Origin of the sequence: Pectobacterium sp. A5351 (genome assembly GCF_028335745.1) — a bacterium.
Lineage (GTDB): Bacteria > Pseudomonadota > Gammaproteobacteria > Enterobacterales > Enterobacteriaceae > Pectobacterium.
Genome location: NZ_CP116477.1, coordinates 4,013,018 through 4,027,641 on the forward strand (window position 1 = coordinate 4,013,018; position 14,624 = coordinate 4,027,641).

13 protein-coding genes are annotated in these 14,624 nt (G+C 47.5%); 1 reads left to right on the top strand and 12 read right to left on the bottom strand.

What is annotated here, in order from left to right:
* Positions 1-80: 80 nt before the first annotated feature.
* Complete coding sequence (locus tag O1Q74_RS18505; RefSeq protein ID WP_271874973.1) at positions 81-1,457, bottom strand: GntP family permease; 1,377 nt, start codon at positions 1,455-1,457, stop codon at positions 81-83.
* Between the two features lie 158 nt (positions 1,458-1,615).
* Between O1Q74_RS18505 and O1Q74_RS18510 the strand changes: the two genes are divergently transcribed.
* Positions 1,616-2,128, top strand: coding sequence for a gluconokinase (locus O1Q74_RS18510; protein ID WP_271874974.1), 513 nt, complete (start codon positions 1,616-1,618; stop codon positions 2,126-2,128).
* A 9-nt stretch (positions 2,129-2,137) separates the two neighbouring features.
* Here O1Q74_RS18510 and gntR read toward each other — a convergent pair whose 3' ends face one another.
* The 11 genes from gntR to glpA form a co-directional block, all read right to left on the bottom strand.
* Positions 2,138-3,133, bottom strand: coding sequence for a gluconate operon transcriptional repressor GntR (gene gntR / locus O1Q74_RS18515; protein ID WP_271874975.1), 996 nt, complete (start codon positions 3,131-3,133; stop codon positions 2,138-2,140).
* A gap of 164 nt (positions 3,134-3,297) precedes the next feature.
* A complete protein-coding gene (locus O1Q74_RS18520; protein ID WP_263058221.1) occupies positions 3,298-3,993 on the bottom strand; it encodes a pirin family protein in 696 nt (231 codons plus the stop codon).
* A 396-nt stretch (positions 3,994-4,389) separates the two neighbouring features.
* Positions 4,390-5,589: an MFS transporter gene (locus O1Q74_RS18525; protein ID WP_271874976.1), complete on the bottom strand. Its 1,200-nt coding sequence runs from the start codon at positions 5,587-5,589 to the stop codon at positions 4,390-4,392.
* Entirely contained in the window at positions 5,570-6,199 is a 630-nt protein-coding gene (gene purN, locus O1Q74_RS18530) for a phosphoribosylglycinamide formyltransferase (protein WP_271874977.1), read from the bottom strand. Before purN ends, O1Q74_RS18525 begins: the two co-directional genes overlap by 20 nt.
* Positions 6,196-7,485: an amidohydrolase family protein gene (locus tag O1Q74_RS18535; RefSeq protein ID WP_271874978.1), complete on the bottom strand. Its 1,290-nt coding sequence runs from the start codon at positions 7,483-7,485 to the stop codon at positions 6,196-6,198. Before O1Q74_RS18535 ends, purN begins: the two co-directional genes overlap by 4 nt.
* Positions 7,478-8,152, bottom strand: coding sequence for an HAD family hydrolase (locus O1Q74_RS18540; RefSeq protein ID WP_271874979.1), 675 nt, complete (start codon positions 8,150-8,152; stop codon positions 7,478-7,480). Before O1Q74_RS18540 ends, O1Q74_RS18535 begins: the two co-directional genes overlap by 8 nt.
* A complete protein-coding gene (locus tag O1Q74_RS18545; protein WP_271874980.1) occupies positions 8,145-8,702 on the bottom strand; it encodes an inosine/xanthosine triphosphatase in 558 nt (185 codons plus the stop codon). The genes O1Q74_RS18540 and O1Q74_RS18545 overlap by 8 nt, the downstream gene beginning before the upstream one ends.
* Entirely contained in the window at positions 8,692-9,561 is an 870-nt protein-coding gene (locus tag O1Q74_RS18550; protein ID WP_271874981.1) for a thymidylate synthase, read from the bottom strand. The genes O1Q74_RS18545 and O1Q74_RS18550 overlap by 11 nt, the downstream gene beginning before the upstream one ends.
* A 755-nt stretch (positions 9,562-10,316) precedes the next feature.
* Positions 10,317-11,528: an anaerobic glycerol-3-phosphate dehydrogenase subunit GlpC gene (gene glpC / locus O1Q74_RS18555; protein ID WP_271874982.1), complete on the bottom strand. Its 1,212-nt coding sequence runs from the start codon at positions 11,526-11,528 to the stop codon at positions 10,317-10,319.
* Positions 11,525-12,787, bottom strand: coding sequence for a glycerol-3-phosphate dehydrogenase subunit GlpB (gene glpB / locus O1Q74_RS18560; protein WP_271874983.1), 1,263 nt, complete (start codon positions 12,785-12,787; stop codon positions 11,525-11,527). The genes glpC and glpB overlap by 4 nt, the downstream gene beginning before the upstream one ends.
* The gene (gene glpA / locus O1Q74_RS18565) at positions 12,777-14,444 is read right to left on the bottom strand and encodes an anaerobic glycerol-3-phosphate dehydrogenase subunit A (RefSeq protein WP_271874984.1); all 1,668 of its coding nucleotides are present in this window, start codon (positions 14,442-14,444) and stop codon (positions 12,777-12,779) included. Before glpA ends, glpB begins: the two co-directional genes overlap by 11 nt.
* Positions 14,445-14,624: the final 180 nt, after the last annotated feature.

The following is a 14,624-nucleotide window of genomic DNA, read 5'->3' on the forward strand; positions in this document are numbered from 1 at the left end:
TTGCCTCCCTGTGTCTTAGTCACATTTTTTATGCCGACTCATGTCAAAACCCTCCTCCACAAGGAGGAGGGCTAAACACATCAGAACAAAATACTACCTATCCCTGCCAGCAGGAACGCGATGGTGCCGAGCAGCGTTTCCATCACCGTCCAGGTTTTCAGCGTCGTTTTCTCATCCATTTCGAGGAAGCGACTGACCAGCCAGAAGCCAGAGTCATTCACATGCGACAACACCGTCGCACCGCCCGCAATTGCGACCACAATAAAGCACAGGTCAAACTGGCTTAACCCTGTCGTTGCCGCCACAGTCGGTGCCATCAGCGCCGCTGTCGTCGTCAGTGCTACCGTTGCAGACCCTTGGGCAACACGCAACGCCATCGATACCACGAACGCCGCCACAATAACCGGCATTCCGGTATCCGCCAAGGCACCAGACAACGCATTGCCGATGCCACTGGCACGCAGAACGCCACCGAACATGCCGCCAGCTCCCGTAACCAGAATAATCGAGCAAATCGGACCTAACGCCCCGTCACAAATTTTTTCAAGGTGTGAGCCACTCTTGCGGCCACTAAAGACCATCAGCGCGAAGAACACCGTAATCAATAGCGCAACCGGGGTTTTCCCCAACATCCGCAAGAACTGTACGACGCCATTGTCGCCACTCACGATACCCATCACCGTCAGCGTATTCAGCCCCGTATCAAGGAAGATCAACACCAATGGCAACAACAGGATGCTCAATACCACGGAAAAGCGCGGTGGTTTAACTGTCGAATCGGTTTCAACCGCAGACAGAAAACTTGACGGCAGCTTGATGTCGAATTTTTTCCCCGCGTACAAGCCATAGAGATAGCCGCCGAAATACCAGGTTGGCAGCGCAATGAGGGTACCGATAATCACCAGTAATCCAATGTTAGCACCTAACAATTCGCTGGCAGCAACCGGGCCGGGATGGGGGGGAACCAGTGCATGCATTGCTGCAAACGCCCCTGCGGCAGGGAAAGCATATTTTAATGTCGAACCACCGAAGCGTTTTGCGACACTAAAAATAATCGGCAGCATCACGACCAGGCCCGCATCGAAGAAGATCGGGAAGCCAAACAATAGAGAGGCGACACCCAGCGCGAAAGGCGCACGATGTTCGCCAAATTTATTAATCAGGGTATCGGCTAAGACATTCGCCCCCCCAGTCACCTCCAGCAGTCGGCCAATCATGGCTCCCAGTCCCACCAACAGCGCGACAGATGCCAACGTACTGCCGAAACCACTGAGCAGCATAGGAACCACTTTTTCATAAGGGGTTTTCGTTACCAGTGCGGTGATCACACTGACCAACGTCAGTGCCAGAAACGCATGGATTTTAAAGCGCATAATCAGCACCAGTAACAGTGCGACTGCACCAGCGGCAATGGTCAATAACACACTGGCGCTATAGGCGGAGGTGATTTCTGTCATCGTTAATAATCTCTTTAGGGCACTCGGTCTGGATTGACTGATTGTTTGTGAGGTGTATCACATCATCATTTGATACCGGTAACATGATACGGGTAACATGTTAAAATCAGGAACCATTAAGTACCATTTAATTTACATTTTGAGATAGAGATCAAATTATGTCAGGTCGAAGCATTATTCTGATGGGCGTATCAGGCAGTGGAAAATCCTCAGTTGGCGCTGAACTTGGCCGCGCCATTCAGGCAAAATTTATTGACGGCGACGATCTGCACCCGCGTGCGAATATCCAGAAAATGGCCAGTGGCACACCGCTAAACGACGACGATCGCGCACCGTGGCTGGAGCGGCTCAGCGATGTCGCCTATAGCCTGGCACACAAAAACGAGATCGGCATCATCGTCTGTTCCGCGCTGAAAAAGCGTTACCGTGACCGCCTGCGCGAAGGGAACGAAAAGATGGTGTTTATCTATTTGAAAGGCAGCTTTGAGCTGGTGCTGGAACGTCACAAAGCCAGGGCAGGCCACTTTATGCCAACAGACCTGCTGAAAAGCCAGTTCGATGCGCTGGAAGAACCGGGCAGCGATGAACCGGATGTCCTGAAGGTCGATATTAACGGCACCCGCGAAGAAGTCGTACAGCGCTGTGTTGACGCACTGCGCACGGCTGGCTAACGCCGCCGCTTAAAGGCTTTCGCCGTCCAGCAGAGTAAATCCGACATCGATCATATCCAGTGAGACTGGCTCGCCCCGCAGACGAGCCAGCAAACGTTCGGTGCCGACACGCCCCATGTGCTCACGCGGCGTCAATACGCTAGCCAACTTCGGCACCATCGCCTGACCGATGTCGTGCCCGTGAAAACCCGCGACGCCGATATCTTCCGGCACACGCAATCCCTGCCGCTGGCATTCAAACATCGCGCCGACGGCTAAATCGTCATTAGTACAAAATACGCTATCGACCTGCGGGTATTCCTCCTGCGTCTGCCGCAGCAGTTCGCCACCAAGTGAATAGGAAGAGGCTCGCTCGCTCATCACGCAATAGCTCTTGAGCCCGCTTTCCCACATCGCTTGTTCATAGCCCCGGCAGCGCATGATCGTACGCTCATCCTGCCGCGCCCCGAGATAAACGATATGGCTGTGCCCCAGTGCGACCATACGCAGCGTCATCTGGCGGGCGGCTTCAACATTATCAAATCCGACGGCCATATCCAGGCAGGGCGAAACAGAATCCATCAGTTCCACCACCGGAATGCCGGCGACGTCCAGCATCTGACGCGTTCGCGGCGTGTGGGTACGTTCAGCCAGAATCAGCCCATCGATGTGATACGACAGCAGTGAAGTCAGGCGCTGCTCTTCTCTGTCAGGATGATAGCCATAGTGCGCCAGCATGGTCTGGTAGCCGTGCGCTTCCGCCGTGTGTTCAATCCCGCGTAATACCTCAGCGAAAACCTGATTGGTTAATGACGGCAACAGCACCCCAATCGCCCGACTGGTGGAACTGGCAAGCATATTCGGCGCGAGATTGGGAATATAGCCCAGCTCATCCAATGCAATAGCGATCTTTTCCTGCAACGCGGCTGACACCTGCGCAGGATTACGCAAATAGCGGCTTACCGTCATTTTGGTAATCCCAACGCGGTCAGCAACATCCTGGAGAACGGGTCTTTTCTTCTTCATCGTCGACTAAAAATGCCTGAAAAACAGTAAGCTAAGTCTAGCAAAAAAAGCATGAAGAAAGTAAAGGCAAAGGGGCAGAATCTGCATGATAACGTGAGGTTTTTAAGAAAATAAAAAGCCTGCGTCTTTCCTACGCAGGCTTCTGTGTGATGACTTAGCCATTGTTATACTGGCGGCAAATCAAACAGCAGGATTTCGCTGTCCTCACTGGCGTGGACGGAGATCGCCGTTTCGTCCCAGACCGCAAACGCATCGCTGGTTTCCGCTTTCTGGCCGTTAATCTCTACCGTACCGCGCACCACCTGCACCCAGACGCGGCGTTCAGCCTGAATCTGATACACCGATTGCTCCTGCGCTTTCAGCGCCCAACGCCACAACGTCATGTCCTGAAAGACTTTCAGCGAGCCTTCACGCGCATCCGGGGACAGCACCAGTTGACGCCCTTGCTGCACATCAAAGCGCTTCTGCTCGTAGCGCGGCGTCAGCCCAGTTTTTTCCGGGATAATCCAGATTTGATACAGGTGCAGCGGTTCGTCTTTGCTGGCATTGTATTCAGAGTGACGAATGCCCGTGCCTGCACTCATAATCTGGAATTCACCCGCTGGCACCTGCTCTTTATTTCCCATGCTATCCTGATGTTCAACCGCACCGGACAATACATAGGTCAGAATTTCCATATCTTTATGCGGGTGTGTGCCAAAGCCCTGACCACCTTCGATAACGTCTTCATTAATCACACGCAGTGCCGAAAATCCCATGAAATCAGGATCGTAATAATCGGCGAATGAGAACGTGTGCCAGCTGTCGAGCCAGCCGTGATTCGCATGTCCGCGATCTTGCGCTTGACGTAAATAGATCATGTTATTTCCTCCCGCGTTTTTGATAAGGAAAGTGTAACGGGCGGTGGTAAATAAGATAGCGCAAAAAACTCACCGCTCTGTTCGAAAAATCAGAACAGGGTGAAGGGTAAAAAAGGAAGGCAAAAAAAAAAGCCAGCACCCGAGCTGGCTAAATAATACTGGAAGCAATGTGAGCAATGTCGTGCCTTCACAGGGAAGCCGAATCGTCATGAACACCATCAATAACTAACACAGGCGCATGACATCGTTCCCCGGAACGCACAGCAATAATAATCATTATCATTCGCACTTGTAAAGTGCTTTTTGCGATAAATTCTTATTCTCAATACGAGTCGAAGGATTACTTGCAGGGATCTCCAAACCTGACTTCCCACTCTCATCCAATGAGTTCATCAGCTAGGAAGACTGAACCTGATGAATAGAACCAGATAATGACACCTGTCGATATGCCAACACCGACGAGTACAATGCCAACAGGCAACAGCAAAATGAGAAAAGGAACATAGCAGGATAGCCAAAAACAGAAACTATGATGCCCCCGATAAATCCAGAAAATAAAATGCCAATATCAAAGCAAGATTCATAGGTACTGAGAGCAAGACCGAGATGCTCTTCCGGCATACTTTTTAAAGCAGGAAGAGCGAGCAACGGATATACCATAGATAAACCAAATCCTGTAAGGAAAGAACCCAGCATTGCCTCATACGGATGGGATGATAAGCCGATCAACAACAGACCTACCGCCTCAATTGTCAGTGAGAATAGAGTCATTTTTAACCCCGAACTGTCAGCCTTCCAACCAAGAGTCAGCCTCGAAATAACATAGCCCACGCCAAAAAGAGCAAGCGCAACAGCCGAATCTTCTCCCCAGTCATTCTGTATGAAATAAAGAACTAAAAAAGTGGTAATAGAGGCATAACCAATATTAGCTAATGAAAAACCAGATCCGGCTTTCCATATTCTTTTAACAGCAAATAATAGTGTCGCGTGTGTCTTATTCGGATGCACAGCTACAGGCTTGACGATTAAAACGATAATAAACCCTAGGGCGGGTAAAATCGTCATTATAATCGCGGATAGGGTGATCCCAGTGTGATAATAAGACCATATGCCAAAATAATTACCAATAGCTAATCCAAGAAACATTGCTATTCCAACCCAAGACATAATTTTACCTGCATGCTCCCTTCCAACCAAGCCAATCGGCCAAGTGCCACTACAGGTAAAAATAAGACTCTCACCTATTCCCATCAATATACGTGAAATAATTATTACAGCAAAAACCGCTTTTCCTGGGTCCAGAAATGCAAATGATAGATAGCATAATAAACCAGAAAAAACAGTTAAAAATAAACCTACCACCATCCCTTTCCTCGGGCCATGATTATCAGAATATCGACCAGCGAGCGCACGTGATAGCAAGGTGGACACAGACTCAACCGCAACCACAAGACCAACATAAAATGCAGAATACTCAAGCACTTTATTAACATATAAAGGAAGGATTGCCAGTGACAACCCTAGGCTGACAATAGCTAAAAATAGTATACTTGCAACACAGATCGCAGCAATAATATTATTTTTTATCTTGTACATCGGCATATCCTTCATAGCTAACTCTATTATTCACTATTTTTATTTTCCCATCCAAAAAAGCACGAATGGCGTTATATATCATTTTCTTTTCGGCCTCGACAATACTCTCTCGAAGCTGAGATTCGCTCATCCCATTAGTGATCCTAACAGGCTCTTGATCAATTATTGGACCAGCGTCAACGTCTTCATTAATAAAATGCAACGTTGCCCCAGTCACTCTCAACCCTGCTTGCAACGCTTTAAGTTGCGCTTTATCGCCAGGAAAAGCAGGGAGAAGTGATGGATGCGTGTTCATTGTTTTGTCACCAAATCTCTCGACAAATTCGGGAGAAAAAATTCGTCTAAAACCGCCTAAAATAATCAAATCAACTTTTTCTTCTATTAATTTTTCCGCAATTTTTTCTTCAAAATCACATCGATTTTTATAATCATGATGAGTTATTTTTGTAACTGCAACACCGTCGAAAATAGGTTTACCCTCAGGAGAAAAATCTCGGTTATTTGTTAAGACAAGGCTCAACTTTGCCTGAGAGTCCGTATCCTTGATAGCATCTTGCACAGAGGTTAAAAGACTTCCTCTCCCTGAAAACAAAAAAGCGATGCTTTTCATATTATGATCTTCCTTCTAATTTCAGAAAATTTTTCGTTGTTACCTTCTAAAACAGGGTCTATAAATTGACCATTATCCAGGCGAATGTCGCCATTCACGATTACTTTACAGGGATTCTCATAGTGCAACATTTTCAGTAATGAAATAGGTGTATTGATATAATCAACATCGATGCATGTCTTATCAAAGAAAATAAGATCTGCTTTAAAACCACGAGCAATTCTACCCACATTCATTAGACCAAGAGACTTCGCTCCCCCTTCTGTAATCATATGAAGAATTTTTCCAGCATCTACTTTCGTGTCAAAATTGGCATCACCATGATGGTATAAGGCAAAAAGCGCGTCAAAAGTAAGATCATTTCCAGGATTAACCATTGCAGCATCGGTACCAAGCCCTAGGTCCAGATGAGACGAGAGCCGACGTAATGGTAAAGTGCCTGCGCCAACAAAACTATTACTTACTGGGCAATGGATAATATGACATTGTGTTGATAACAGAATATCTAGCTCACTATCTGATAGATGGCAACAGTGAATAAGCGTTGTATGTTTATCAAGAATACCCAAGCGAGCAAAACGCTCAATGCCGCTCACACCAAATATATTTCGGTGAGAATCAACCTGATATGCTCCCTCATGAATATGAAGAGTAAACTTTTTTTGATGGTGATTAGCAAGCTGGTGTAATTTTTTAAGTAAAATGTCATCGGCAGAAAGTTCAGATGCGGTAGCCGGTAGAATAGTAATTAATTCTGACTGGTATTTTTCCTCAGCAAGAAGGTATTTATAAAAAATTGTTTCAACACTTTCATTTTCTGGGCCTTTACCATTACCTACCCACTGATTACTCTGACAAAAATTTATTACACACCGACTTTTCACCTGTTGTATTGCACGTATATCACTTTCAATTCGGCTTGTAAAAATACCAACTGTTGTTATACCTTTCTTCATAGCCATCATTAATGATTTAAGCGAAGCAACATACTGACCTTCAGCGTCCTCCAGCGTATTATTTCGATGCACAGAATCAAGCACCACATCAATAGGGGATGCATCTAAGATGCTTCCATAAATCTCTTTACTAGGGTGAAGGTGAGCATTGACAAGCCCAGGTAAGACGACGAATTGTTCTGATGGTATAATTACTCCTTCGACATCACCCTTCCTCTTTTCGCCTACGTAAGTTATCACGTCCCCCATCATCGAGATATCCCCTTGAACTAACTTCATTGAAGTCGAATCAAGGTAACTTATATCCCTAAAGATAAATTCTTTATCCATTGGTGAGTTCCATAAGTGTTTTTTTAATAGGTTGAAACGAATCAAAATCACTATAATGTAGTGTTTTCATCCCCAGTTTTTTACAAGGGAGAATATCGTTATTAATACTATCCCCTATCATAATGGCATTTTCGGGTTGCACATTAAAATCCAGAAGAATTCTTGTGAAGAAATGAACATCAGGCTTACAGTCAGGATAACGATTTCCAAAATAAAAACGACTAAAGAATGGCAAAATATTAGTATGTATAAGCTTTCGGCGCTGGACAGATTCCATACCATTACTACATATCACCAAAGGAAACCTAGAGCTTAACTGTTTAAGTAAAGGAAGCCAGTCACTGTTCAATGCACAATTTTCTACATATGCATTCCAATATGTTTCTTCAATAATTTCATAATCAGAATCTTTAACACCGAACCAATCATATATATAGATAAATCGCTTTTTTAATAATGTAGCAATATCAATTTCACCAAATTCAAACTTTGACCAAAGTGTATGGTTTCGCGCCTCATAGCTGCAAATGAATTCACTAAAGTCATACAGAGCATCAGCATAATTTAGACGAATCATTAGACCCGAGATTCTCTGTATAGCCTGATAAGCCCCAGTTTTATGGTCCACGAGCGTATCATCAATATCAAATAAAATTAATTTAATCACCCATCTTACCTTTCTCAAGAGCAAGTGAGCCAAATGCACATTTCAACGCGGTTTCAAACTCATGAACTCGTGTATAAAGCCCATTGGTGAGCACGCCATTGGTGCCAAGCCTATCCATATCTGCTTTTGATATATGTGGGTATAGATTAAGAACTACATCCGATAATCGGATATATTTTGAAAGCTTTTCCATTACATCTTCAGGTAACATGACTTTGCCACTACAACCATAGTGATATTTATTTTTTTTCGTATCTTTAATAACCGCCCATCCATAAACAAAACTGCCAAAAGAGGTTTTTTCCGTTAGCCCCTCCAGAGCAATAATATAATCAACATGATAATTGATGTCGCTCTCAAGATTATCAATGCGTGTATAGCATCCCTTTATAGCTTCGTCATCAGTTTCAGGTGTTTCGCTTACACCAGAAGAGACTATATGATGACTAAGCGTGAAGTTCGGGAAAAGACTACTACATATATTCTGCGTAGATGATATTTTCGCTTCGTTATTTGAAGCCAAAATAATAGTGACATTTTTATTCTGCATGAGCATGAATCCATTTCATAACGGTAGTATTTTCATTGCCTGTCAAAATATCTGACAACGTTTCGCTTGCTGACTCAATAGCAGGCATTCTCGTTATAGAAGTATAATCAGAAAAATTTTCTATAGCTTCACATGCTTTTGAAATATTCTTATCATATATTTGGGTAAACGTTGTTTTCATTATAGTATATCCCAAATCAAGATTTTTAACTCCATTTTCAATCAAATCTTTCCAAACCAACTCGTGAATAAAAGAGAAAAAACCCATGTCGTATGGAAGACCTGTAATTACATCTGTACTACGGGATATTGTTTCACAGAATAATTTATTATTTTTTATATAAAATTGCATTCCAAGTGTACATGGGAAATCCTTTGTGTCAGATTTATGGTAATTTTGGTTTATATTTATAATCGCTCTTCTTGAATCCCTATTTTTAAGTAAAACACTTTTCACCCAATTATACTGATTACCATATGACTCAACCGCCTCATAAAAAACATAGTATCCATAATTAGAATTTACATTCCCATCTTCATCTACAAGTGTCATCCAAAATTTGGATGCTTTTGCAAGCCCAGTTTCAGCTTTAAGGTTCCCACTGAAATAAGCCAAAAACTCACGAGAAAGATACTTTATTGCCCCATCACGAAGATGATGAAGCCGGTTACGTGGATCTTTAAGTATATAATTTACCCCATAGGACTGTAATGCATTACCCGCTCTGGATGAAATTCGCTTTCCAGAAGTTTGAATATGATAAATTCCTTTTTTTACAAGCTCATCCACAGAAGAGCCGCTAATGGTCACAAAATCCTGAATCTCTGAAGAGGTGTTTTCTGCAATATCAAAGCTCATGTTCTCTCCTTGTATCATAAAGCTTATATATCCGTAGTACGTCACCCTGTTCCCCAACTCCCCAACGAATTACTGGCACAGGCACTTGGAGAATGCTGCTGTGTAGATCGAGCACTTTAGAATGAAGTAATATTTCAAAAACTGGAATAACGCTTAATAAGATATGTTCAAAAATAATTTTTATCAAATGTTTTCTAAATATTAATTAAGTGAAAATAAAAAATTAGATAAAGATACACACATTAGAACTATAATAATTACACTATGAATAATTAGGAATACATAAATAATAAAATATAACTATTCCTCTACCATACCTTAAGTAATTCTATTCACATAAAAAAACCAATAAACTTACTTAGATCACCCCCCTGCACAATTTATTGATTTAAATGATATTTTCATAACTTCCCGCGAAAAGAGGCACATATACGGACATCGAGTAGCGCAGCAATAAAATATACAATTAATGTAGGAGAGGTAAATGATCACACCATTGTTTATATGTTCAAGTTAATGAATCACGTCACTTACCATGGTAAGTCGTTAGCTTATTAAAATATAGTTTTATACGCTAAATTCCGAGGAAAGCAGAAAGAGAGAAATTCGAATTATTTAGCGTATAACACGCCTTGAGGGTACTTTATTTTTAAAATAATGTGATTGAAATAAATAAGATAAGTCGCTATTACGTGAGCTTTTTATGTTTCGTGTTTCCGAGCGTTAAACGTTCGGAAACACGTTACTGCAGATTGCTACTCTGGCTGCGCTAATGACCTCGCCAACAGCGTGATCGGATGTTCACACCGTTTGCTGGTCGACATCTCAATCTGCCACTTACAGGTTTCGCAGTCCGTCACCACAATATCGACCCCGCTTTCTTCAATCTGCTGGAACAGCGGTGCGCCAATGCCTTGCGACGTGGCGTAATTCTCTTTCTTGAAGCCGTAGGTGCCCGCAATACCGCAGCACTGGGAGTCCAGCATCACCAGTTCAAGACCGGGGATGCGTTGCAGCAGCGCCAGGGTATACGCTGTCCACCCCATCCTCTCCAGATGGCAAGGGGTATGGTACGCCACCCGCAGCGGCAATTTACGCAGCGGCAGCGTTCTCCCCTCTTCTTCCAGCAGGCGATAGAGCTGGCGCGTCACCAGTTCGATACCCTCGCGCACGTGGCCGTTATCCACGCCCAGCAGATGCGGGTACTCGTCCCGTAGCGTGAACGTACAGCTGGATGAGGTCGCCACCACCGGCAGGGATTTTTGATTAATCGCCTCATCCAGCGACGTAATGTTGGCGCGCGCCTGCTTTCTGGCCTTGTCGTGAAAACCATTGGCGATCAGCGGTACGCCGCAGCACTTCTCTTTATTCAGCAACTGCACACCAATACCCATCGCGTTAAAGACCTGCACCAGATCTTTACCCAACTGTGGATGGTTGTAGTTCACATAGCAGCCGTGGAAGTAAGCCACCTGCTCATCATAGGCCTGCTGCTTTGCCGCCTGCTGACGATACCAGCGCCGGAAGGTGCCGAACGAATATTTCGGCAACTGGCGACGGTGGTCGATTTTCAACGCCTTATCCAGCAATTGGCGCACCGGCTTCAGGCTGGTAGCCGTATTGACCAGCGGCGCAAACGGTGTGGCAATCGATCCCATGAGGTCGGTATGGCTCAGAATCGCGTCGCGCAACGTCGGCTTGTGGCTGTTGTGCGTGGCTTTCGCACGCTGAATAATGTCGCCAATTTTGACATCCGACGGGCACGCGACTTCGCAGCGCTTGCAGTTGGTGCAGTATTTCAGCGCATCATCATACAGCGCCGGGTCTTTACGCCGCAGGCGTTCGCCGTCCGGGCCAGCCTGTTTCGGGCCGGGATAAATCGGGTTCACACGCGACACCGGACAGTACGTGGTACAGACCGTACACTTGATACAATCTTCAAAACTGTTATCGCTAAGCAGGTTCATGGGTTGCCCTCCGTCAAAATCTGTTCGGCAACATGAAGTGCGCTGAGCAAAGAAACGCCCGCCCCACATCCCTGTGCAATCGGATCGAAGCCTTCCATCACCGCGCCGATGGCGTACAGATTGCCGATCGTTTCACCGCCAATACGCGGGTGCAGATGCTCATCGACAATCGCACCAAACTGCATATAGGGCTGCGGCGCAAACACATCCTGCTGGCTCCAGCCCTCGCGCTGGTCAGCGAACCGCACATCCAACCCAAAGACCGGCTCGGTCACCCGATCGAATTGCGTCACCAGCCCGTTGCTGAAGAAACTGCCGCTCGCCAGCACCGCGTGCTTCGCCCGCAGCGGAATATCGCGGTGATGGTGGCTATGGACGGTAATCTCCTGCGGCGATAGCGATGCGCGCACCGCGCGATCGCCCGGCATCACCATGCCACCCAGTTGGCGAAAGCGCTGCGACAGCGCCTGATGCAAACGCAACCCGAGCACTGACGGCGGTAATGTCGGCAGTAGTAATACCGGTTTACCGAGTGCATCAGCCAGTTCAGCCACGATCGCGGGGCTATCCAATCCCAAACAGGCGGGCATGATGATGGCATCGTTACCGTTGGCCAGAAGCGACAACTCCTCCACCAGCGCCGAGCGATTTTCTGGTCGGTCGAGCACCCGGGCGATATTTACCGCACGGAATTCACTGGGGTTTTGGCGTAACCGATCCAGAACTGGCAGCTTGAGTTCATCACTGCGCGCCGCAATTCCCTGCGTCTGAAGCGTGCCAGCCACGATACGGGATTGAAAATCCAGAAAGCCTTCAATACCGGCAATCAACGGATTATCGCCAAATCGGGAATCCGGCAGACCACGCGTGACGCCATCGACCGGGCTCAGCCAGCATGAACGAAACTTACCTAGCGGCATCATGCGCCAGTGGTTCTGTTGATGATTACCTCGCAGAGTGATAGTGCTGCGCTCCAGCAATGCTTCAACCTGTGGCAACAGTGCGGCAACCGCCGCTGCTCCCATACGCGAATAAGGGTGGTGAGGAGCCTGACGCGCCAGCTCGTCTAGTGCCTCAAGCGGCTGGCTCACGGGCTGTCCGTCAGGGAGATGGGAGAGTAAATCCAGCGCACCGGAAGAAAAATGCAGCGCATTCTGTCCGGCGCTAATAATCGCGCAGCGTTTCCCCTGCTCCACTAAGCGGATACCGCAGGTCAGCCCTGCCAGCCCGCCACCGATAATCACAACGTCATAACGCATGGCGATCCTCCTGACTGTCGCTGGCCGTCAGGCCGCACAAGCCCTGATAAATCCAGCTGGTAAACTCGCTTTCACGCAGGGCATTGCCCCAGGCAATCGGCCGAATGCCTTTCCAGCGTTCGTTCAAAAACTGGCTGAGCTGCGTGAGCGACTGCCCCGGCGTCGCAGTACCCAGACGGCACAACAGACCGGCCGCACGACAGGCGCACAGTTCCCCCTGACAGGTGCCCATGCCAACGCGAGTACGCCGACGCAGGTCAATCAGGTTATTCACTTGCAACGATTCCACGGCGTAGCGCACTTCTCCCGCCGTCACGGCCTCACATTCACACACCAGGCTGCGATCAAGACGTTCACCGGACAACATTCTTCCGGCACGTTCACCGTGGCGATAAATCGCCGACCCGCGCAGCGGTGCCGAGAGCGGTTTTGCCGCAGGATAAGCAGACAGCGCATGGGGAACGGTTTTCACTTCATCCAGTGATTCCGATCCGGGCAGCGGCGTCTGTGCCGTCGAGCAGGCCACGTCATGACCCAGCTTTTTGCAGATGGCGTCCGTCACCCACTCCGCCATCAGTCGGTAGGTCATCAGCTTGCCGCCGGTGATCGTGATAAACCCTTCCAGCCCGTCGCGGCTGGCATGGTCGAGCAGCACAATGCCGCGACTTACGCTACGCCCGCTGGGGTCACTGTCGTTGGCAACAAGAGGACGGACGCCAGCATAGGCGCGCAAAATTCGCGTGCTCGCCAGAGACGGCGCCAGCATGGAACCTTCGCGCATCAGCGTTTCCACCTCAGCAGGCGTCACCAGCATATTGTCGATTTGGTCGTAGTCGATGTGAGTTGAGGTCGTACCAATCAGCGAAATGGTATCGCCCGGCACCAGAATGTCGGCATCCGCCGGTTTACGGCAGCGGTTGATCACCATGTTGTTGATGCGGTGCCCAAGAATCAGCAGTGCGCCTTTTGCCGGAAACATACGCACGCGCAGATCGGCATATTCCGCAATGTGTTGTCCCCAGATACCGCCAGCGTTGACGACCACCTGTGCGTATATTTCCGTTTCCACACCTTTTTTATGGTCGAAAACGCGCACGCCGGTAACCCGATCGCCCTGACGAATCAGTCCGATAACTTCATGATAGGTCAAGACTTCCGCGCCGTGCTCGCAGGCATCGATCATGTTGGCTGCCGTCAGGCGAAAGGGATCGACAGAACCATCCGGCACGCGCACCGCGCCAATCAATGTAGGGTTTGCCGCTGGCTCCAACCTAAGCGCTTCCTGCGGATCCATTGCCTGCGCGCGAATCCCCGCCTGCTGACAGGCGGTAATAAATTGCGCCTGCCAGCCGAGATCGTCTTCTGGCAAGGTGATAAACAGGCCGTCGGTGGGTTCAATACAGTGGCGGGCGATCCGCCGGAGAATCTGATTTTCTTCAATACATTCGCGAGCAGACTCGCCATCGGTTACCGCGTAGCGGGCACCGCTGTGTAACAGGCCGTGGTTACGCCCAGTCGCACCGGTCGCAATATCATAACGTTCAAGCAGCAGGCAGCGCAGTCCGCGCAGGGCGCAATCCCTTGCAGTACCTGCTCCCGTCGCGCCACCGCCGATGACAACCACGTCAGTTTCACGCCAGTTCCCCGTGTTTTTCATTCTGTTCTCGTTCCAGGCGGAGGGTATGTATGTTGCTATTGGGACACAGAAAGAAGGGTTAATGTTTGATAAAGAGCAAAAACGAACACTAAACGAAAATAAAGAGGTGTCTAAAAACAATAAGTGTGATTAAGGTCACTAAAACCACACTGTGTAATTTTCCGATTCTGTTAACATGAG

Bases quoted from the DNA above. Each gene is read 5' to 3' on its own strand.
- O1Q74_RS18525 (WP_271874976.1), bottom strand. From the start codon at position 5,589: ATGTACAAGATAAAAAATAATATTATTGCTGCGATCTGTGTTGCAAGT.
- O1Q74_RS18535 (WP_271874978.1), bottom strand. From the start codon at position 7,485: ATGGATAAAGAATTTATCTTTAGGGATATAAGTTACCTTGATTCGACT.
- O1Q74_RS18505 (WP_271874973.1), bottom strand. From the start codon at position 1,457: ATGACAGAAATCACCTCCGCCTATAGCGCCAGTGTGTTATTGACCATT.
- O1Q74_RS18520 (WP_263058221.1), bottom strand. From the start codon at position 3,993: ATGATCTATTTACGTCAAGCGCAAGATCGCGGACATGCGAATCACGGC.
- O1Q74_RS18510 (WP_271874974.1), top strand. From the start codon at position 1,616: ATGTCAGGTCGAAGCATTATTCTGATGGGCGTATCAGGCAGTGGAAAA.
- purN (WP_271874977.1), bottom strand. From the start codon at position 6,199: ATGAAAAGCATCGCTTTTTTGTTTTCAGGGAGAGGAAGTCTTTTAACC.
- O1Q74_RS18550 (WP_271874981.1), bottom strand. From the start codon at position 9,561: ATGAGCTTTGATATTGCAGAAAACACCTCTTCAGAGATTCAGGATTTT.
- glpA (WP_271874984.1), bottom strand. From the start codon at position 14,444: ATGAAAAACACGGGGAACTGGCGTGAAACTGACGTGGTTGTCATCGGC.
- O1Q74_RS18545 (WP_271874980.1), bottom strand. From the start codon at position 8,702: ATGCAGAATAAAAATGTCACTATTATTTTGGCTTCAAATAACGAAGCG.
- glpB (WP_271874983.1), bottom strand. From the start codon at position 12,787: ATGCGTTATGACGTTGTGATTATCGGTGGCGGGCTGGCAGGGCTGACC.
- gntR (WP_271874975.1), bottom strand. From the start codon at position 3,133: ATGAAGAAGAAAAGACCCGTTCTCCAGGATGTTGCTGACCGCGTTGGG.
- glpC (WP_271874982.1), bottom strand. From the start codon at position 11,528: ATGAACCTGCTTAGCGATAACAGTTTTGAAGATTGTATCAAGTGTACG.